We start from the raw sequence: 20,134 nt of genomic DNA on the forward strand, positions 1-20,134 counted from the left end.
CTCCTTCTTCTGGAACGCGCTTTTCTAGGAGGCGCTCTTGGCGACGAGGTGGTTGCCGAGGATCAGGTAGTCGATCTCGGTGCCCAGGAAGCAGTTCAGGGCGTCGGCGGGAGTGCAGACGATCGGTTCGCCGGCGACGTTGAACGAGGTGTTGATCAGGCACGGGGTGCCGGTCAGTTCGGTGAACCTCCGCAGCAGGGCCGTAAGCCGCGGGGTGCCCTCGTCGGTCAGCGTCTGGATGCGGGAGGTGCCGTCCACGTGTACGGCGCCGGGGATGCGGTCCCGGTATGCGTCGCGTACAGGGAAGACGAACGTCATGTACGGGGAGCTGGTCTTGCGCCCCATCTCGAAGATCTCCGGCGCCCGCTCCTCCAGGACCAGCGGAGCGAACGGGCGGAACGGCTCGCGGTGCTTGACCCGGGTGTTGATGATGTCCTTGATGTCGCTGAAGCCGGGGTTGGCGAGGATGCTGCGATGGCCCAGCGCGCGCGGCCCGTGCTCGATGCGCCCTTCGAACCAGCCGATGACGACCTTCTCCGTGAGCAGCTTCGCCACCTGCTCGACGACCTCGTCGTCGTCCAGGCGCGTGACGGTGACGCGGCCGGCGAAGGCGGCGAGGGCTTCCTCGATCGCTGCCTCGTCGTAGGCCGGTCCCAGATACGGGGAGACGGGCGCGGCGGCGGCGTGGATGTCCGCGGGTCCTGTGCCGGGATCGTTGAGCCAGGCGTGGGCCGCGGCCCCGATGGTGATGCCGGTGTCGGAGGCGCCGAAGCTGACCTGCATGTCCGTAAAGCGGGAGCCCTCGAACAGCGGGGTGTTGTTGAGGCAGTTCAGGGCGACGCCGCCCTCGAACAGCAGCCGGTCGAGATCCGTCCGCTTCTCCAGATGGCGCACCTGGTGGGCGGTGGCGGCATTCAGCATCTGCTGGGCCGCGGCGGCCACCCGGGCCTTGTACTCGAGGGTGTCCTCGAAGGGCCCGAAGTACTCCTCGAACAGGGCGTCGTGGCTGTGCAGATGGTCCGTCTGCAGCGGCCTGGTGAAGGTGTAGCGGCCGTCGTCGTGCAGCACCAGCAGGCGCTCGACGAACGGGTTCGGGGCCGGCGGCGCGGTGTATCCGGCCAGGCCCATCACCTTGTACTCGTCGTTGTTGGGGACGAAGCCGAGGAAGCGGGTGATGGCGGAGAACAGCGTCCCGATCGAGAACCGGGCGCCGGTGACGGTGTCCTCGAAGACGGTGATCCGGCCGTCACGTATCTCGCCCGTCAGGGTCGAGAAGCGCTCGGCGCGGCCGTCGCTGACGAGGAAGGCCGAGTCCTTCATGCCGCCGAGGTAGTAGCCGGTGGTGGCATGGGCGAGGTGATGCGGTACGAAGCGGACCTTGGCCGGGTCCGGCCGGTGCCCGGTGCGGGCCTCGAAGTCCGCGAGCATCGCCTCGTGGCTGACCACCTCGTCGAACAGGTCGACCATGTCGCCCATGAGCCGGGTCTTCGCCGGCTGCGGCATCGGCGCTACGCGGATGCCGTCCAGGATCTCGTCCAGCGTCCCGGCGGACCAGTTCCAGGGAAAGGCGAACAGGTCGACGTCGTCGTACGTGATCCCGGCTTCCTCCAGGCACCAGTTGACCGCGTTCGCGGGGAAGTCGGTGGTCTTCTTCTCCCGGTTGAGCCGCTCTTCCTCCACCGCGGCGACCAGGCGGCCGTCCACCAGCAGCGCGGCGGCGGCGTCGTGGCCCAGGAGGTAGTGCTTGTTGATGCCGGTCGCGCCGAGGCGTTCGGAGAAGAACTCCGACACCCGGCTGAAACCATTACATCCGAGAACGATCACGGCTTTCTTTCCTGTTCTGGGGCTACGTGACGATCAGCAGGTCGCGGAGCCGCTCCCCGGCCGCGGGCGCCTGGCACAGGCCCGCGCCGGTGAAGCCGGCCGCGTACAGGAAGCGTCGGGTGGGGTGCTCGCCGATGAAGGCGGCGTTACGGGGGCTGGCGTCGAAGTCGCCGGTCCACGCGCGATGCAGGCCGATGCCGTCCAAGGCGGGGAAGAGGGTGCCGAGATGACCGGCGATGCGGCCGAGCCAGGCTTCACGCACCTCGCCGGCCTTGGGCGCGCCCATGGCGAGCAGGATGCGGTCCTTCCACGACCGGATCCGCAGCCCGGAGGCGGCGTGCATCGTCATCGGCAGATCGGGATGCGGGACGGGCGGCACGTCGGTGAACAGCATCTCGATCGCGTGCGGAGCCAGCGGCAGCTCGACCGCCGCCATCGCCGCCACCTCGCCGGACCAGGGCCCGGCCGTGCACACGATGCTGTCCGCCGCGATGCTGCCCTGCGGCGTGTGGACGGTGTTGTCGTCGTCGATGCGTACGACGGGGGTGTGCGTGAACAGGCGGGCGCCGTGATTACGGGCGGCGGCCGCATAGCCGCGCACGATGTCCAGACCGTCCACGTGATACGCCTCGGGCGACCAGGCGGCGCCCAGCACGGCGCGCTCGTTGACCAGCGGGTTGAGTTCGTACGCCTCGCGGGCGCTGATCAGGCCGACCTGGACCCCGGCGTCCTGCTGGGCCTGCCGCCCGGCCTCGAAGTCGGCGATCTGCTGCTCGTCGGTGAACAGCACCAGGAATCCGAGCTGTTTCAGCGCGAGCGGGGCCGCGGTGTGGCGGGCGAAGTCGCGATAGGCCCGCAGGCTGCGTACGGCCCGGCGCCCCGTCTCCGGGTCGCCGGGGAAGTAGCTGCGGACCATGCCCGCCGTGTGCGCGGAGGCCCCGCCGCCGAGGCTTCCGCGTTCCAGCAGCACGGTGTTCACGCCGGCTTCGGCGAGGTGGTACGCGGCGGAGGTGCCGATCACTCCGCCGCCGATGACGACGGCGTCGGCGCGGGCAGGCAGAACGCTCAAGGCTACGCGCCCGCCTTGACGCCCTGCTGCTGACGCAGGTGGTCTCCGGTGTCCCACGGGTACAGCTGGAGGTTCCAGCCGCCGAGGCAGTTGATGTAGAGGGCCAGTTGGCTGGTGACCGCGTAGAAGTCGTCGCGGTCGAGCCGGTCGACGACATCGAGGAAGCGCTGGGTGAACGCCCACAGCGGCTCCAGGCCGCAGTAGCCGAGGAACTCGGCGGGGACACCGACCAGCAGCCGCGCCATGTGGACGAGGGAGTCCATCGGCATGCCCTGGACGGCGGCCCGGACCAGCCCGCCGTAGGCGGCGTAACCCAGCGGCCGGGTCTCGCCGTTGACGAACAGCAGGGTGGGCAGGACGGTGCCGAAGTTGCCCGCCTGCGAGGGGATGATGCCCTGGTGGAGGCCGTCCAGCTCGACCGGCGGCGCGAGCCAGATCTTCTCGGTCTCGGCGGCGACGTCGGCGATCAGACTGCTGGCGTCCGCGTCGGTGGCGCCGAGGACCGGGATGCGATGGCCGCCCGCCTCGCCCGCGCGCCGGACTTCGGCGACGATCTGCTTCTTCGTGGAGTAGACGGCATCCCAGATGACGCCTCCGGCCTCCCGCAGCGCGGGCAGGTCCGCCTCCCGGATCCGGCCGACGGGGTTGGCGGGCATCGGCTCGGTCAGGGTGCCGTACTTGATGCCCAGGTGCTGCAAGCCGGAGCAGAACACGGTGCCGTCGGGGGCCTCGCGCCGGTCGGGGATGCGGGTGGTGTGCGGGGTGTGCAGCAGCTTGGGTATCGGCGCTACGTGGTAGAGGTGTTCCCCCGCGATGAGGGCGTGTCCCTGAAGGCTCCGGTAGGGCAGGGAATCCCAAAGGGCGTCGGCCAGCGCCGGGTTGCGGTCGTCAAGGTCGGCGGTGACCATGAGACCGAGGTCGGGCCACGAGATCTCGATCTGACGGCGAGACTGCTTCTCAGACAAGGCTTTCCCGTTCGTTGGTTCGGCTTGCCCGAGGAGTACATCGCCGGTGAGCGGCCTGCGGCCAGGCGTCAAAGACATGAAACGGGAGCGGGCTGGGGCCCCAAGTTCGTATCTTTCTACGAAAGTTGGCCCCCCTGGACCATGTTCAATGACCCGAAGAAGCCGGCCAGCGCGCGGGCGATGCGGTCGGGGGCGTTCTCGGTGGGGATGTGGTCCGCTTCCGGGATGCGTACGAGCGTGGTGTGCGGGATCTCCGCGGCGAACCGCTCGGCGTACTCGACCTTTTCGTGGGCGTCGTCCTCGCCCCAGATCAGCAGCTTGGGGATGGTGGAGCGCCGCAGCGCGGGCACGAGGTCGAGGGTGTAGCGGCTGTCGGCGGCGCCCGCCAGTGCCAGCCAGGAGCGGCGGACCCGCGGGTCGGTCCACGGGTCGAGATACTCCGCGACGAGTGGCTCGGTGGCGGCGCCGGCCAGCGCGTTGGTGACCGCCTGCCGGCGGGCGGCGAGCACGCCCTCGGTCGCGTCCGTGGCCGGGTCGGGGCCCGGGTCCGGGTCCCGGAACCGGGCCACGTGCGGCGCCGGCCAGGAGTCGTAGAGGACCGAATTGGCCAGGGCCAGCCGGGAGATCTCCAGTTGGCCGTGGACGAGGAGATGCTGGGATACGGCGCCCCCGATGTCGTGCCCCGCCAGCGCGACCGGCCCGGAGATGCCCAGCGCCGACGCGAATCGCCCGACCCAGTCCGCGAGGGCCGGGACCGTCGCCGTCTCCGGGGTGAGCTCGCCGCCCGAGCGTCCCAGTCCGGGGAGATCGACCGCGACGGGCCGCAGCCCCGCCCCGGCGAGGCGGCCCAGCACCGGGAGCCAGACCCGGCTCCAGTACGTGCCGTGCAGCATCAGCACGACGGGCCCGTCCGCCCCCGCGGTCAGGTAACTGGCCGCTTCGCCGTCGACCACGACTTCGGTCCTGAGCACTGTGGTGTCGGTGGTGTGCGTCATGGGACCACTGTGGCCGGGGTGCAGCCCTCCGATCCAGAGTCCAGAAAGACATCCTTGGGTAGATTCTTGCCATGACCCCGCATCGCGGGGTGGCCGTGCTCAGCCCGCCGCAGTCGCCCTTCGAGCTCGCCTGCGCCGAGCGCCCCGGCACCCTGCGGACCATTGCCGGCTTCGCGATGCTCGTCGACGACGGGCTTGCGGCGCTACGGGAGGCGGACACCGTGATCGTCCCCGGCTGGCAGGGAGGCGGGGCGCCGGTGCCACCGGCCGTCACCGAGGCGCCGCGGGCCGCCCACCGGCGCGGGGCACGGATCGTCGCCATCCCTGGCGCGGGCGGTCGCCGCCCAGGTCGGACTCGCCTCAGCGGTCAACCTGCGCCGCCACTTCCACGCCCACCTCGGCACCACGCCCGGCGCGTACCGCCGCACCTTCGGCGAAGCCTGACGGGGCGCTCGCTCGGCGGCACTTGACTTCCCAAGACCCTCGCGCAACATTCCCTGACGCAGCATCAGAAATGCTGCGATCGGCTCCCTTCGCCGTACTTCCCCGCCACTCGCAGGAGCGATCCGTCATGCCCAAAAACTCCGCGTCAGCAGACCCTCCGAGACCCAGATCCAGACCCGGAACCGCCCGCCCCTCGCGCCGCCAGGTCATCGGCACCACCACCGCCGCCCTCGCCATCGCCGGGCTCCCCACCGTCGCGGCCGGAGCCGAGCTGCCCGTCCTCGGCGAGTACGACGTCGTGGTGGTGGGCGCGGGAGCGGCCGGCATGACCGCCGCGCTCACCGCGGCCAAGCGCGGGCTGAGCTGCGTGATCGTCGAGAAGGCGGGCACCTACGGCGGCTCGGCGGCCCGCTCCGGCGCCGGGATCTGGATACCCAACAACCCGGTCATCCTGGCCGCGGGCGTACCCGACACCCCCGCCAAGGCCGCCGCGTATCTGGCGGCGGTCGTGGGCGACGAGGTGCCCGCGGCACGGCAGCGAGCGTTCCTCGACCACGGGCCCGGCATGCTCTCCTTCGTCATGGCCAACAGCCCGCTGCGGTTCCGCTGGATGGACGGCTACAGCGACTACTACCCCGAGCTGCCCGGCGGCCTCCCCGGCGGCCGGTCCATCGAACCGGCCCAGCTCGACGGGAACATCCTCGGCGCCGAGCTCGCTCGCCTCAACCCGCCCTATCTGCCCGTCCCGGCCGGCATGGTCGTCTTCAGCGCCGACTACAAGTGGCTCGCCCTGTCCGCGGTGAACGCCAAGGGCACGGCGGTCGCGACCGAATGCCTGGCCCGCGGCACCAAGGCCGCGCTGCTCGGCCAGAAGCCCCTCACCATGGGGCAGTCCCTGGCGGGCGGGCTGCGCGCGGGACTGCTCGCCGCCGGCGTACCGGTGTGGCTCAACACCCCGCTCACCGACCTGCACTTCGAAGGCGGGGCCGCCCGGGGAGTCGTCGTCACCCGGAACGGCGCCGCCGGCCTGGTCCGGGCCCGCCGCGGCGTGATCGTCGGCTCGGGCGGGTTCGAGCACAACGCGGCCATGCGCGCCCAGTACCAGCGCCAGCCGATCGGCACCGCCTGGACCGTGGGCGCGAAGGAGAACACCGGCGACGGCATCCGCGCGGGCGCCCGGGCCGGCGCCGCCCTCGCCCTGATGGACGACGCCTGGTGGGGCCCGGCGATCCCGACGCCGGGCGAGCCGTACTTCTGCCTGGCCGAACGCACCCTGCCCGGCGGCCTGATGATCAATCAGGCCGGGGCCCGCTTCGTCAACGAGGCGGCGCCCTACAGCGACGTCGTCCATGTCATGTACGACAAGAATCCGACGGCGCCGGACATCCCCGCGTGGCTCATCGTCGACCAGAACTACCGCAACCGGTATCTGTTCAAGGACATCACGCCGACGTTCCCCTTCCCTGGCTCCTGGTACGACTCCGGGGCCGTGAAAAAGGCCTGGACCCTGGACCAGCTCGCCACCGCGACCGGCGTGCCCGCGGCCGCGCTCAAGGCCACCGTCAACCGCTTCAACTCCCTGGCCAGGGGCGGAAAGGACACGGACTTCCAGCGCGGCGACAGCGCGTACGACCACTACTACACCGACCCCGCGATCACCCCGAACTCCTGCCTGGCCCCGCTGTGGCTCGCCCCCTTCTACGCCCTGAAGATCGTGCCCGGCGACCTCGGCACCAAGGGCGGCCTGCTGACCGACGCCCGCGCCCGCGTCCTGCGCCCCGACGGCACGCCGATCCCCGCCCTCTACGCCGCCGGAAACGCCAGCGCCGCGGTGATGGGTCACAGCTACGCGGGCGCGGGCTCGACCATCGGCCCGGCCATGACCTTCGGGTACATCGCAGCGAACGACGTCGCAGACCTGCGATGAAGCCCCAGGCGCCCCTCACTGCTGCGGGATGTCGATCCCGGCCGCGCGCAGCTTCGCCTCGATGAGCGTGTTCAGCCGGGCGATGGACGGTGCCTGGTCCTCCCGGTGGTGGTTGACCATTCCGTACCGGGACGAGGCGTCGGACTGGTCCTGGAATCCGGCCGGCATCTCCAGCAGCGTGCGGTCGGCCAGCAGCTTGTCGGCCAGCGTGGACGCCAGTTCCTCGATCCGCGGGTCGTCCGGATCCCAGGACCTCGCCGCCAGGCCGCGCTTGGTCGCCTCGACGAACTCGGGGTCGTCCAGCCAGTGTTCGAGCCGCACCAGGAAGCTGTCGAAGATCTCCGGGACCAGCGCCCGGGTCAGTACCAGAGCTTCCCGCTGCCCGGATACGTAATCGGGGCTGAAGCCGAGGTCGTCGAGCCGGGCCAGGACGGCGCAGGCCCGGTCGGGCAGTATGGCGCGGTCGCCGTGGTCGAGACGGTGCAGTCGGTCGCGGCGTGCGGTCAGCTCCGCGATCTTCTCGGTGAGCCGGCGGTGGACGTCGTCCAGGGTGGCGGCGAACCGCTCGGGACCGGCGTCGAGCAGGCCACCGATCTCGGCCAGCGGCACGCCGGCCCCGGCCAGGGTCCGGACCTGGACCAGCCGGTACAGGTCGGCCGACCGGTACCGGCGGTAGCCGGAAGCGTCGCGTTCCGGCTCGTCGACCAGGCCGAGCCGGTGATAGTGCCGCACCGTCTTGATCGTGACCCCGACGAACGCGGCCGCCTGCCCGATCGTGAGTCCGTCCGCCATCAGCCCAGCACACCTCCGGATCGCAGTGAGCGTAACGCGCCTCGACGCGCCTCGAGCCGACTTGACCTTGACCTTGGGTCAAGCCTGCAGGCTCGTCCTACGTCAACGCTGTGAACAGGAGATCCATGATGGGGACAAGCAAGAACGGCTTCTCCGAGGCAGGGCTGCGCCGCCTGCGCGAGGTGCTCGCGCGGCATGTCGAGTCCCAGAAGATCCCCGGGCTCGTCGCCCTGGTCAGCCGCGGCGGCCGGACGCACGTCGAGGCGATGGGGACGATGCGCGCCGACGGCGGTGCGCCGATGCGCCGGGACACGATCTTCCGGATGGCGTCGGTGTCCAAGCCGGTCACGACGGCGGCGGCGATGGTCCTGCTCGACGAGTGCCGACTGCGGCTGGACGAGCCGGTGGACCCGTGGCTGCCCGAACTCGCCGACCGGCAGGTGCTCAAGCGGCCCGACGGCCCGCTGGACGACACCGTCCCCGCCAACCGGCCGATCACCGTACGCGACCTGCTGACCTGCACGTTCGGGCTCGGCATGGATTTCGACCTGATGGCCTCCCCGATCAGGGCCGCGACATTCGAGCGGCTCGACTACAGCGTCGACTCCGGTCCGGCGCCCGAGCCGGACGAGTGGATGCGCCGCCTCGGTGAGCTGCCGCTGTCGTACCAGCCAGGCGAGCGGTGGCAGTACGACCTCGGCAACGAGGTCGCCGGCGTGCTGGTCTCCCGGGTCACGGGCCGGCCGCTGGAGACCTTCCTGCGCGAACGCGTCCTGGATCCGCTGGGGATGAAGGACACCGCCTTCCACGTCCCCGCCGGCAAGCTCGACCGGCTGCCGACCTTGTACGGGCCCGACCCGCAGACGGGCGAGTTCCACGTGTGGGACGAGGCGGAAGGCGGCAGATTCAGCCGCCCGCAGAAGTTCCAGGGCGCCGGCGGCGGGCTGGCCTCCACGGTCGACGACTACCACGCCTACTTCCGGATGCTGCTGAACGGCGGCATGCACGGCAGCGAGCGGATCCTGTCCCGGCCCGCCGTAGAGCTGATGACCACCAACCGCCTCACGCCCGAGCAGCAAGCCGCCCGCACCGCCATGTACCGGCGCATCGCCCATCTTGCCCCCGGTCAGGGGCAGCACGGCGGCTGGGGTTTTGGCATGGGGGTGCGCACCTTCCGCGGGGACTACGCGCCCGTCGGCCAGTTCGGCTGGGACGGCGGCACCGGCACCACCGCCTACGCCGACCCGGGCCATCAGCTCACCGGATTCCTGTTCACCCAGACCGGAATGTCCACCCCCGACTCGATGCATGCCATCCACGATTTCTGGACGACCCTCTACCAGGCCATCGACGACTGACCGGCAATCCGCGTCACTCGATCAGCCGATCCCAGCCGCTCATGCATTCCCGCACCTGGCTACGGTGAATGAAATCGAAACGACCGTTCGCATGGCCGCGTGAATCCCGGAAGGTGCGTGATCAGTGTGGCCCGCAACCGCTGCCTGATCCTCAGCTCACCGTCCGAGGTCTGGGGCCTGCTGTCCGACGGCCACCGTTACGGGGAATGGGTGAGCGGAACCCAGTCGGTGCTGTTCGCCGACCCGAAGTGGCCGGACGTGGGCGCCCGCCTGAAATTCCGCTTCGGCGCCGGCCCGCTGACCCTCGACGACACATGCGTCGTCCGTATCTGCGAACCGCAGCGCCGCTTGGAACTGGAAGCAAAGGCAGGGCCGTTCGGCGCCGCCCGCATTGCCATGAACCTCACCCCGTGGGGCGAGCACACGCTCTTCATCCTCGAATGGCACCCCCTCCGCGGACCGGGCAGCCGTATGCACGGGCTCCCGGTGGATTACGTCGTCGCCGTCCGTAACGGCATGATGCTGACGAAACTGGCCCGGATCGCGGTACGCGAGCACGGCGGCACCGCCGGAGCGGCGGGTGCGGGTGCAGGGGCAGGTGCGGGGCAGGAAGCCGCATGACGAGCACCGAGCCGGACACGGCGGCGCCCGCCGGAGGCGACAGCAAGGCCGCCAAGCTGACGCTGCCCACCCTGACGGCGATGGTCGTCGGGTCGATGGTCGGCGCCGGGGTGTTCTCGCTGCCGCGGCGGTTCGCCGAGGAGACCGGCGTCAGCGGTGCGCTGATCTCCTGGGCCATCGCGGGTGCCGGCATGCTGATGCTGGCGTTCGTCTTCCAGATGCTGGCCATGCGCCGGCCGGACCTGGACGCCGGTGTGTACGCCTACGCCAAGGCCGGCTTCGGCGAATACCTGGGCTTCTTCTCGGCATTCGGCTATTGGGCCAGCGCCTGCGTCGGCAATGTCACCTACTGGGTGCTCATCATGTCCACCGTCGGCGCCATCTGGCCGGCGCTCGGCGAAGGCGACACCCTGCTGGCGGTGGCACTCTCCTCGATCGGATTGTGGGCGTTCTTCCTCCTCATCCGCCGGGGTGTGAAGGAAGCCGCGGCAATCAACAGGATCGTCACGGTGGCGAAAATCGTGCCGATCCTGATCTTCATCGTGCTGGCGCTCTTCTACTTCAAATGGGATGTGTTCGCCGCGAATTGGGGCGGCGCCGACTACGCGGGATCGCTCTTCAATCAGGTGCGCGGCACCATGCTGGCGACGGTCTTCGTCTTCCTCGGGGTCGAGGGCGCCAGCGTGTACTCCCGGCACGCCAAGCGCCGCGAGGATGTCGGACGCGCCACGGTGCTCGGCTTTCTGTGCGTCTTCGCCATCTTCGCCTCGGTGACGATCGTCTCGTACGGGATCATGCCGATGAGCGAGATCGCCGAGCTGCGGCAGCCGTCCATGGCCGCGGTGCTGGAGCACGCCGTGGGCACCTGGGGACAGGTCTTCATCAGCGTCGGCCTGATCGTCTCCGTCCTCGGCGCCTATCTGGCCTGGACGCTGATGGCGGCGGAGGTGCTGTTCGTCGCCGCCAAGGACGAGGACATGCCGCGCTTCCTGGCCCGGTCCACGAAGGACGATGTGCCGGTGGCCGCGCTGGCGCTGTCCACGCTGCTGTCCCAGGTCGTGCTGATCGTCACGCTGCTCTCGGACGACGCGTTCAACTTCGCGCTGAACATGACCAGTGCGCTGTCGCTGATCCCGTTCCTGCTGGCGGCGGCGTACGCGGTCAAGGTGGTGCGCAGCCAGAGCGTGGACGGCGGCGGCCAGGGCCGCGACCTGGTCGTGGCGGTGCTCGCGACGCTCTACACCGCGTTCCTCATCTACGCGGCCGGCGCGAAGTACCTCCTGATGTCCTTCATCGTCTACGCCCCGGCCACGATCTTGTTCGTCATGGCCCGGCGGGAGCAGGGCCGACGGCTGTTCTCGCCGCGGGAGTTGGTCATCCTCGCCGTCTCGGTCGCCGGGGCGGTAATGGGCGTGATCGCACTGGCCGCGGGGTGGATCAGTCTGTGATGCCTGTGACCGCCTCCCGGATCCGTAGGACCGCACTGAGAAAGGGCCGATCGTGACGAGCCACGACACCGCAGCCGGGCAGCGCCTCGGCGTCCACTCCGAGGTCGGCAGGCTGCACAAGGTGCTGGTCTGCGCGCCCGGCCTGGCCCACCGCAGGCTGACCCCCACCAACGCCGACGACCTGCTCTTCGACGACGTCATGTGGGTGGAGAACGCCCAGCGTGACCACGCCGACTTCGTCAACAAGCTCACCCAGCGCGGCGTCGAGGTCGTCGAGCTGCACGAGCTGCTGGCCGAGACCATGGCCATCGGCGCGGCGAAGGCCTGGCTGCTGGACCGCAAGATCACCCCGAACCAGGTAGGCCTCGGCCTGGTCGACGACACCCGCGCCTACCTGGAGTCGCTCGAACCCCGCCGGCTCGCCGAGTACTTGATCGGCGGCCTGGCCACCAACGACCTCCCGGACGACTACCGCTCGGAGTACCTCAACCTCGCCCGCGAGTCCCTCGGCGCGCGGGAGTATCTGATGCCGCCGCTGCCCAACACCCTCTACACCCGCGACACCACCTGCTGGCTCTACGGCGGCGTGACGCTGAACCCGCTCTACTGGCCCGCCCGGCACGACGAGACCCTGCTGATGAAGGCCGTCTACACCTTCCACCCGGACTACCGGGACGCCACCGTGTGGTGGGGCGACCCCGAACAGGACTGGGACCAGGCCACCTTCGAGGGCGGCGACATCATGCCCGTCGGCAACAAGGTGGTGCTGATGGGCATGAGCGAGCGCACCTCCCGCCAGGCCGTCACCCAGGTCGCCGCCGCGCTCTTCGCGCAGGGCGCGGCCGAGCGCGTGGTGGTGGCCGGCATGCCGAAACTGCGCGCCGCGATGCACCTGGACACGGTCTTCACCTTCGTCGACCGCGACGTCGTCACCCTCTACCCGAAGATCATGGACAACGTGCACACCTTCTCGCTCCGCCCCAGCGACACCGCCCCCGGCCTGGAGGTCACCGACGAGGGCTCCCGCCCCTTCACCACGGTCGTCGCCGAAGCCCTAGGCCTCCCCGACCTCCGCGTGATCGAGACCGGCGGCGACGAATACGCCTCCGAACGCCAGCAATGGGACAGCGGCAACAACGCCGTCGCCCTGGAGCCGGGCGTGGTCTTCACGTACGACCGCAACACCCAGACCAACACCTCCCTCCGCAAGGCCGGCATCGAGGTCATCACCATCGTCGGCGCCGAACTGGGCCGCGGCCGCGGCGGCGGCCACTGCATGACGTGCCCACTGGTCCGCGAACCGGTGGCGTACTGAGCGTCGGCCTCAGCCCAGCGTGTCGTCGCGTTGGGCAGGCCTGGTGGCGTTGCTGTTGAGGCGGTAGAAGAGGTCGCATACGGCGTAGCGGCGCGGACCAGCCCCGGCGGGTCCGGCGGACAGCCGTCCTGGGCGGCGGCCCTGATCGGGGCTGGACCCTACCGCTCGGGCTGGGCCTGTCGCTGCATGGCGGGGCGCGCAGCAAATCTCGCCCCTTCAAGATGATCAACAGCGCCGCCTTCATCATTGACGCTCAGCTGCAGCTCCGCGAGCCGTCCGGATCGCGGAGCGCGGATGAGACGGAGGAGAGATGACCAACGGAAGGCAGCGCGTCCGGTCACGGTCTGGGGGGGCTGATCAGGCCGGTCCCTGTGGGTGAAGTGGCCCGGCCTGGGCTGGCGCTATGCGAAAGCGACTCCAGCGGGCGCCATGGGCGGCCGGGCTGACGGTCGCTGCCGGGATCTACCCACTGGCGCGGCGGAGCCCGGCCCGTAACGTCGGCGAGTGGGCGACCCTGAGTGCAGCGGTCGGCGTCTCCGGCGCCGCACTCGCAGTCCCGGATCCCGTCCTGGTACCCCGCATTCTGCGCCGGATACGACGTCGCGGCGGCCACGCTCGTCGCAGGCGAGGGCACGGAGTGCCGGCAGGTGATGCGCGCCCACCAGGCTCGGGGCCAGTGCCCTCGCCTTGACTGGGCCGTTGATCACGGTGTGAGCCAGGGTGCAAAGAGCGACAGCGCGGCGTGCGAGCCGATCGAATGGTCGTTACGCCAGGCGGAGGCGTCCGACCTCGAGTTGATCGTGGACCTGCAGGCCGTCGTGGTGCGTGACGACCTGGAGCGGCTGGGAGCATTTGATCCGCACGAGCTGCGGCGGTATCTGTATGCGACCTTCAGTCCGCAGCACATGTGGATCGTCATGGTCGACGGCGCTTTCGCGGGATGCGCGGCGCTCGTGCCGGTCCCGGCCGGCTGGCGGATGCGGCACTTCTACCTCCGTCCGGAGCTCCACAACCGCGGCGTCGGCACGGCCGTACTGCGCACGCTGCTGGAGCGTGCCGATCGGGCCGGGGTCACGGTAGAGCTGGCGGTATACCGAGGCAGCGCGGCCCAACGACTGTACGAGCGACATGGCTTCACGGTCGTTGGCCAGAGGGAACGGGCGGTTGAGATGGTGCGCCCGGCGACCACTCCGTGAGGGGCGTCCGTTCGCAGCGCATTCGCGCTGCTTGCGGAGTGATGGGCGGACCACGGGGCGGGTCTTGACCGATTCGCCGGACGGCTACGTGCGTCGGGGACGTCCCTCGTGGGTGTGGTTGTCCGGGGCGGTGCCGTGTGGCGCCGCCCCTTTGCCGGGTGCGGTGCGGTAGCTGATCGGTGCGGCGGGGCGGATGACGGGCCTCGGCCGAGCCGATCGAGGAGCCTGGCGTGCGTGTGCGGTACCGGTCCGATGTCCAGGGGCTGCGTGCCGTGGCCGTGCTGCTGGTGGTGTGCGGGCATCTGTTCGCCTGGCCCGCGGGCGGGTTCATCGGCGTGGATGTCTTCTTCGTCATTTCCGGGTTCCTGATCACGCAGCTGCTGCTGCGTGAGTACGAGCGGACCGGGCGTATTTCCCTCGGTTCCTTCTACGCGCACCGGGCCCGGCGGCTGCTGCCGAATGCCGCGCTGGTGCTGGTCGCCGTGCTGGTGGCGGCGTGGGCGTTCCTTCCACTGCTGCGGGCGCGGCAGGCGGCGGTGGATGTCGTGTGGGCGCAGCTGTTCGCGGCGAACATCAACTTCGAGCGGCAGCAGGCCGATTACTTCCAGCGGGAGTTGCCGCCGTCGCCGGTGCAGCACTTCTGGTCGCTGTCGGTGGAGGAGCAGTTCTACTTCGTGTGGCCGGTGCTGCTGCTGGCCGTCTGCCTGACGCTGACCAGACGGCGGGCGCGTGCGGGGGCACTGGCCAAGGTGCTCGCGGTGATCGTCGCCGCGCTGCTCGGCTGGGCGTTCCTGGCCGCCGGGGACGTCGAGCCCGGCCGGTACTTCTCCGCCCTGTGCCGCGGCTGGGAGCTCGGCGCGGGGGCGGTGCTGGCCGCGGCCGCACCGGCCTGCCGGCGGCTGACCGGGCGCGGCCGCCATGTCCTGCTGGTGCTCGGCCTGGCCGGGATCGCCGCGGCTGCCGTGTGGACGCCGCCGGAGGTGGCCGGTCCGAGAGCGGTGGCCGTCCCGGTGCTGGCCACGCTGTGCGTCCTGGCCTCCGGCACGGCGGGCGCCCCGCCGCTGCCGCGCCTGCTGGGCAACCGGGGCATGGTCTACATCGGGGGCGCCTCGTACGCGCTGTATCTGTGGCACTGGCCGGTGATCGTCATCCTGGCGGCGCAGCTCGGCGAGGGCAGCGCGGCGCACCTGACCTGGTGTCTGGTGCTGATCCCGCTGCTGGCGCTGTCCTCGTATCACCTGGTGGAGCAGCCGCTGCGCGTCTCCGCCAACAGGCGCTCGGACGGCCACCGGCGCGGCCGCACCGGCCCGCGGCAGGTCTCGACCGCCCGCGCACGGGCGGCCACGGCAGGCCTGGTCGTGGCGAGCTTGCTCGGCTCGTTCCTCGTCGTACGCGGCAGCGACGCCTCGATCGCGGCGCTGGAGAGCCGGGCGCAGCGGGCCGACCCGGCGGCCGCCCGGAGCGACGGCAAGGAGCGGGAGGTCCCGGCGGCGGGCGCGGGGGAGATGAGCGCCCGGGCGCGTACGAGCGCGGTGCGGCGGGCCCTGGCCGCCCGCTCCTGGCCGGACCTCAATCCCCCGGCCGAGCTGGTGGGCGCCCAGCGGCCGCCGGAGCAGAAGCAGGGCTGTCAGCGCACCGCCGTCGCCGACCCCACTGCCTGCAGCTTCGGCCCGCGCGGCACCCCGCGCTCCCGGACCGCGGTCGTGGTGGGCGACTCGGTCGCCATCGCCTGGCTGCCGGGCATCCGCCGGGCGCTGCAACCCGCCGGATGGCGGGTGCGCGGACTGACGCTGGAGGGCTGCCCGCAGACCGACATCACCCTCAGATGGATGGCCGGCGAAGGCCCCGACGGCTACTGCACCGGCCACCGCCGCCAAGCCCTCGCCGAGGTCCGGCGGATGCGCCCCGGCCTGGTGATCCTCTCCGACTCCGCGGCCAACCTCACCCGGCTCGCCCCGGCCAGCCGCCCCTGGCCGGACGCCGCCCACCGCACCTACCGCGCGCTGCGCGCGGCCGCCGGCCGGGTCGTCGTGCTGGCCCCGCCGCCGCAGGGAATCGACCCGCAGGAATGCGCCACGCGCACCGACGACCCCGGCGACTGCGTCAGCGACATCACCTCCGCCGCCCGCGAGGTGGCCGCCATCTCCCGGCGTACGGCCCGGGCGACGGGTGCCGAATACGCCGAGACGCTCCCCTGGTTCTGCGCCGCCGGCCGCTGCCCGATGTTCGTCGGCACCACCCTCGTACGACGCGACTACCTGCACCTCACCCCGACCTACTCCCGCCAACTCGCCCCGGACCTGCGACGCGTACTACTGCCTCCTGAACATGCCGGAAACAGCTAGGACGGAACGGCCATACCCCACGGCGCTCAGCTCGCTCCCCCCTCCAACACAGCCGCGGAGTGTGACGGCGACACCTGACTCCTCACCCGCGGCGCCGGGCCGCCAGAACGGCGCGTCACCATCGGCGGCCGTACGGTTCGGCGCCCGCTCGCTCGCACCTCGGCGAGTTCTGTCAACCCCGTGTCGCTCTGCACCGCGTCGTCCAGGCCTGTGCGTTTCGCGTACCCGCCATCGGTGAGCCCGGACGTCGGGCCGAGCAGTTCAGCCGTGGAGTACTCCGGGGGCGAACACGCACGGGGGAAGGGCGAGTCCGGTACGCCGCGTGGCGGGGAACATGTCCCTCTTCGCACCATGCCGCGCGCCGCCGAACCGGAACAGCATCCCCGCACCGGTGGCACGCATCGAGCCCACTCGCGGGACATGCACCGATCCGGGGGAAGGAATACACCACTCAGCGTGGAGCGCCCCAAACGGCCATGCAGGCCACCGTGCCTGTAGGGCGCTGCGGTTCGCCGATGACGGGCAGCTGTGCCGGCGATCGCCGGCGCCGTCTCCGACGGTGGTCAGCGGGGTTTACGGCCGTAGATGAAGACGCGGGTGCCCTTGCGTGCCGCTGTCCACGGGGCCTTGGCATCGGCGACGCGCATGTTGACGCAGCCGTGTGAGCCCGGGGGTGCGTACATCGAGCCGTGGTGGCCGTGGAAGGCCTGGCCGCCCGAGAAGAACTGGCTGTGCGGCATTGGGGCGTTGTCGTAGAGCGAGGAGCGGTGGTGGCGGTCGCGGAGGTAGACGCGGTGCCACCCGATGCGGGTCGGGTAGCCCGGGGCGCCGGAGCGGATCGGGCGGGCGTGCAAGGTCACCTTGCCCTCGCGCTGGACCAGAGCAGCTGGCGGGTCAGGTCGACGCAGATCACAGGGCCGGCGGTGCGCGGGCAGCGGCCGGCGCGGTTGGGGTGGGCCCGCTCGGCGAGCAGGACCGCTGTGCCGCGGGTGACGCGGCCCGCGTAGCCGATCGCGTGGCGGATGCCGTGGCGCTGCTGGAAGGACTGGATGGCCGCGCAGTCCGCGTGGGACTGCACGCCGTCGACCGGCAGGCCGAGATGGCGCTCCAGCTGCTTCTGGTACGGGCCGGACTGCTCGGTGCAGAACGGCGGGCGTTTCGCCTTCTCGTACGGCGGCGACTCCTCCCGGTCCGGGACCGTCAGCCGCGGGGCAGCGGCATGCGGCTCGGCCGTCACCGCGCCGCCGGCCGGGATGAGGGCGGCCGCCAGGGCCAGGAAAAGGGCGCGGAGTACCGGCAGTTGGCGCGCGCTGCGCAGGCTCGGGCCCATGAACTCGTCGTCTCCTTGGTGAAGAGATCCATTGCTGTCCTGGAGAAGCCTCTCGCCGCGGGGCGCGGAAACGCGGGCACTTGCCCGGGTGTCGGATAAACGGCCCTGCGTTGATCAGCTGAACGAGTGTTTCGGGGCGCTTCAGCCACCGCGTCAACCCGGTCCGCGGGGTCAAAGCCCTGATCCTGATGGCCAGGGAAATCAGAAATATCGCTTCCGCGGGCATCGCGGGCATCGCCGGACTCGTACTGGCCGGAGCACTCGCTCCGGCCCCTGCCTTCGCCGCCACGTCGGCGCCCGCGGACGACAAGCCGCAGGAGAATACGTCGCGCTTCGGTCCGGGCCCGGGCAGCCCCCTGGACTGCGAGGAGTGTCTGGAGAAGAACCTCGAGCGGTACCTGGACGCGCTCCTGCAGAAGGACCCGGACAAGTACCACAAGATGTTCAAGGGCGAGAAGGGCGAGCCCGGCACGCCGGGTGGCCCGGCCGGTCCGGAGGGCCCCCAGGGCCCCGAGGGCAAGCAAGGCCCCGAAGGTAAGCAGGGCCCGGAAGGCAAGCAGGGGCCCGAAGGCCAGGAGGGCCCCGAGGGCAAGCAGGGGCCGAAGGCCACGACCGAAGAGGTCGCCACGGCCGTCGGCGACAGCATGTACACCCGCACGAGCATCGTGAAGAAGGTGCCGGCCCAGCAGGAGGCCGGCGCCACTGCCCGCTGTGACGACGGAGACAAGGCCACCGGCGGCGGCGTGTGGACCTCGGGCAACCCTCAGATGTACGTCAACGGCAGCCGGCCCTCGGCTGATCTGCAGACGTGGGAGGGGTCCGCCTACGACATCACCACGAATGAACACACGATGCAGGCCTACGTGATCTGCATCAAGCAGTAGCAGCAGGGCATTGCACCGGACCGGCCCTTGGCAGATGCCTGCCAAGGGCCGGTCACTTGGCCGGACTGGAAGGTCCGGCAAGCCGGCGAAGCCCCCGGCTGGTCGAGGGAGGCGATTGCCCGGCGGGTGTCTGCGGTCGGGCGGAGGCCCCAGGCGGTGAAGTAGTCGGTGAGGTCGTGTTGGGCGGCCTTGCTCGCCTCGACCATGAAGAAGTGTCTTCTGGCGGCGTCGTTGCCGGCCGTCTTGTCGGTCGCGGGACGGGCGGCCGCGTGCAGGCGGTGGTAGAAGTCGTCGCCGAACAGGACCCGCATCACTGCCGTCGAAGTTCCGGTCCTGGGGCGGCAGCTGCAGGTAGCGCTGGGCCGGCTCCCAGCCGGGGCGGCCGCCGTGACCGGTGGCCGCGGGGTCGGTCTTGAAGTGGCGTTGGGCGGCGAGGGAGTTGATGTTGACCGTCTGCTCGGTCACCGCGCTCCATTCCCATTTCGCCTGCTGGCGCTGGTGGCCCATCTCGTGCCACATGCCCCAGGCCCGCCGCAGGCCCTTCGGGGTCAGGAGGTGATCGAGCGGGAACTCGTCGGGATGCCGATGCAGTCGTGGGTGGCGTGGGCGGTGAAGCCGGTGCGGTATTCGACGATCTGCTGGAGGAGCGGGGTCGGTTTCATGTCGCCGTCGCCTCCGCCGATCTTGTCTTCCTCGGCGGCCACCTCGCCGTAGGCCTTCAGGAGCTCGTCCTGCTCGGCTTCGGCGTGGCGGCAGGCGGTGGTCAGCGGGACCGTGAGCTGGACGCGGGCGGTGCGCAGCTGGGCGTACAGGGCTTTGGCCGACTTCAGCATGCGCTGCCGGCCGTCGTGGTCGGTCTTGCCAAGGACGTAGAGCGGTATCGGCTGCGCCGCCTCACCGAGCTGCACCGTGGTTCTGGTGTGCTCGGCGCGGGGGCGGACGTCGAGGTGGCGGAGGTTGATCGGGCCGCCGCGGCGGGCTGACCGGGGCACCCCGATGCCTTGCGGGCGGGGTCGCGCAGGCCGTGGTTACCGCAGCAGCGGCCACAGTCCTACCCCTAACGTCCGTGCACCCATCGCCCCCATCCGCGACTCGGCACACCGAGCGTCCGAGCCCGCAAGTCCTGCGATCCGCACGACCTGATGCTCGACGGCGCGCCCGGCCACTGCTGACTCCCCGGCCGCGACGGCCGCAATGCGCGACACGCGCCCCAGTCACCCTTCTGTATGGCGCCCACGGCAGGAGCCGAAGACAAGGGCTGGTCGGGGCGGTGGGGCCGTGACCGGCGGTGATGTGCTGGTGGTGCGGATGTCGGGGTGGTTGCCGAAGACGCGTGCCGTCTGATCACTAGCGGTGGGGTGCGGGTGTTGTCAGCGTGCGTGCGAGCACACGTTGGGTCGCTCCCGGGAGCGACAGGGGGGGGCAGACGGGCCCACAGCGGCGCCGAGTTGGCGCATGAGTCGGACATGTGAACCGGTCCGAACGGGTGCCGTCACCAACCTGGCCACCGGGCAAGCCCCGGCTGCTACCGGCAGTGAGGATGCGACGAACTACTCGAGCTTTAGCCGCAACGGAGGGAGGCATTGACGGCGCGCTGTCCGCTGACCTGTGACTATGGGGG

17 protein-coding genes and 2 pseudogenes are annotated in these 20,134 nt (G+C 70.8%); 9 read left to right on the plus strand and 10 right to left on the minus strand.

The annotated features are described in order from the left end of the window. Positions 1-24 precede the first annotated feature (24 nt). The 4 genes from G5C51_RS18875 to G5C51_RS18890 form a co-directional block, all read right to left on the minus strand. Positions 25-1,824, minus strand: coding sequence for a carbamoyltransferase C-terminal domain-containing protein (locus G5C51_RS18875; protein WP_165238862.1), 1,800 nt, complete (start codon positions 1,822-1,824; stop codon positions 25-27). A 22-nt stretch (positions 1,825-1,846) separates the two neighbouring features. Beyond that, a complete protein-coding gene (locus G5C51_RS18880) occupies positions 1,847-2,893 on the minus strand; it encodes an NAD(P)/FAD-dependent oxidoreductase (protein WP_165238864.1) in 1,047 nt (348 codons plus the stop codon). Positions 2,894-2,895: 2 nt separating this feature from the next. Next, positions 2,896-3,858 (minus strand): cucumopine synthase-related protein, encoded by a 963-nt coding sequence (locus G5C51_RS18885; RefSeq protein WP_165238865.1) that lies wholly within the window; start codon positions 3,856-3,858, stop codon positions 2,896-2,898. Positions 3,859-3,974: 116 nt separating this feature from the next. Beyond that, the gene (locus tag G5C51_RS18890) at positions 3,975-4,853 is read right to left on the minus strand and encodes an alpha/beta fold hydrolase (RefSeq protein WP_165238867.1); all 879 of its coding nucleotides are present in this window, start codon (positions 4,851-4,853) and stop codon (positions 3,975-3,977) included. Between the two features lie 71 nt (positions 4,854-4,924). Between G5C51_RS18890 and G5C51_RS44295 the strand changes: the two are divergent. Continuing rightward, positions 4,925-5,176, plus strand: a pseudogene (locus tag G5C51_RS44295) (AraC family transcriptional regulator); the annotation flags it as partial. Positions 5,177-5,424: 248 nt separating this feature from the next. Next, positions 5,425-7,224 (plus strand): 3-oxosteroid 1-dehydrogenase, encoded by a 1,800-nt coding sequence (gene kstD / locus G5C51_RS18900; RefSeq protein ID WP_165238869.1) that lies wholly within the window; start codon positions 5,425-5,427, stop codon positions 7,222-7,224. A 15-nt stretch (positions 7,225-7,239) separates the two neighbouring features. Here the strand turns inward: kstD and G5C51_RS18905 are convergent, their stop codons facing one another. Then, a complete protein-coding gene (locus G5C51_RS18905) occupies positions 7,240-8,016 on the minus strand; it encodes a MerR family transcriptional regulator (protein WP_165238871.1) in 777 nt (258 codons plus the stop codon). A 128-nt stretch (positions 8,017-8,144) separates the two neighbouring features. Here G5C51_RS18905 and G5C51_RS18910 point away from each other — a divergent pair, with 128 nt between their 5' ends. The 6 genes from G5C51_RS18910 to G5C51_RS18935 all read left to right on the plus strand — a co-directional run bounded on the left by G5C51_RS18910 (position 8,145) and on the right by G5C51_RS18935 (position 16,299). Then, positions 8,145-9,374, plus strand: a complete 1,230-nt coding sequence (locus tag G5C51_RS18910) for a serine hydrolase domain-containing protein (protein WP_165238873.1) — start codon at positions 8,145-8,147, stop codon at positions 9,372-9,374. 126 nt (positions 9,375-9,500) lie between these two features. Further along, complete coding sequence (locus G5C51_RS18915) at positions 9,501-9,995, plus strand: SRPBCC family protein (protein ID WP_338118213.1); 495 nt, start codon at positions 9,501-9,503, stop codon at positions 9,993-9,995. Continuing rightward, positions 9,992-11,443 (plus strand): basic amino acid/polyamine antiporter, encoded by a 1,452-nt coding sequence (locus G5C51_RS18920; protein ID WP_165238875.1) that lies wholly within the window; start codon positions 9,992-9,994, stop codon positions 11,441-11,443. The genes G5C51_RS18915 and G5C51_RS18920 overlap by 4 nt, the downstream gene beginning before the upstream one ends. Before the next feature lie 49 nt (positions 11,444-11,492). Then, positions 11,493-12,758 carry an arginine deiminase gene (arcA, locus tag G5C51_RS18925; protein ID WP_420824828.1) on the plus strand — a complete coding sequence of 422 codons (1,266 nt, stop codon included), beginning with the start codon at positions 11,493-11,495 and terminating at the stop codon, positions 12,756-12,758. 650 nt (positions 12,759-13,408) lie between these two features. Then, positions 13,409-13,954, plus strand: a complete 546-nt coding sequence (locus G5C51_RS18930) for a GNAT family N-acetyltransferase (protein ID WP_165238895.1) — start codon at positions 13,409-13,411, stop codon at positions 13,952-13,954. 230 nt (positions 13,955-14,184) lie between these two features. Continuing rightward, positions 14,185-16,299, plus strand: a complete 2,115-nt coding sequence (locus tag G5C51_RS18935; protein WP_165238879.1) for an acyltransferase family protein — start codon at positions 14,185-14,187, stop codon at positions 16,297-16,299. 563 nt (positions 16,300-16,862) lie between these two features. Here G5C51_RS18935 and G5C51_RS43085 read toward each other — a convergent pair. After that, positions 16,863-17,159 (minus strand): L,D-transpeptidase, encoded by a 297-nt coding sequence (locus G5C51_RS43085; protein WP_338118214.1) that lies wholly within the window; start codon positions 17,157-17,159, stop codon positions 16,863-16,865. After that, the gene (locus tag G5C51_RS43090) at positions 17,156-17,629 is read right to left on the minus strand and encodes a hypothetical protein (RefSeq protein ID WP_240929755.1); all 474 of its coding nucleotides are present in this window, start codon (positions 17,627-17,629) and stop codon (positions 17,156-17,158) included. Before G5C51_RS43090 ends, G5C51_RS43085 begins: the two co-directional genes overlap by 4 nt. 188 nt (positions 17,630-17,817) lie before the next feature. Between G5C51_RS43090 and G5C51_RS42545 the strand changes: the two genes are divergently transcribed. Then, entirely contained in the window at positions 17,818-18,513 is a 696-nt protein-coding gene (locus G5C51_RS42545) for a hypothetical protein (protein ID WP_206314035.1), read from the plus strand. Here G5C51_RS42545 and G5C51_RS43775 read toward each other — a convergent pair. The 3 genes and pseudogenes from G5C51_RS43775 to G5C51_RS43780 all read right to left on the minus strand — a co-directional run bounded on the left by G5C51_RS43775 (position 18,489) and on the right by G5C51_RS43780 (position 19,505). Further along, positions 18,489-18,824: a M60 family metallopeptidase gene (locus tag G5C51_RS43775; RefSeq protein ID WP_165238881.1), complete on the minus strand. Its 336-nt coding sequence runs from the start codon at positions 18,822-18,824 to the stop codon at positions 18,489-18,491. The two genes, G5C51_RS42545 and G5C51_RS43775, sit on opposite strands and share 25 nt — an antisense overlap. 154 nt (positions 18,825-18,978) lie before the next feature. Next, positions 18,979-19,032, minus strand: a pseudogene (locus tag G5C51_RS44300) (hypothetical protein); the annotation flags it as partial. A gap of 29 nt (positions 19,033-19,061) precedes the next feature. Next, positions 19,062-19,505 (minus strand): M60 family metallopeptidase, encoded by a 444-nt coding sequence (locus G5C51_RS43780; protein WP_165238883.1) that lies wholly within the window; start codon positions 19,503-19,505, stop codon positions 19,062-19,064. Positions 19,506-20,134 lie beyond the last annotated feature (629 nt).

Origin of the sequence: Streptomyces coryli (genome assembly GCF_011044975.1) — a bacterium.
In the GTDB taxonomy this organism is placed as follows: Bacteria; Actinomycetota; Actinomycetes; order Streptomycetales; family Streptomycetaceae; genus Streptomyces; species Streptomyces coryli.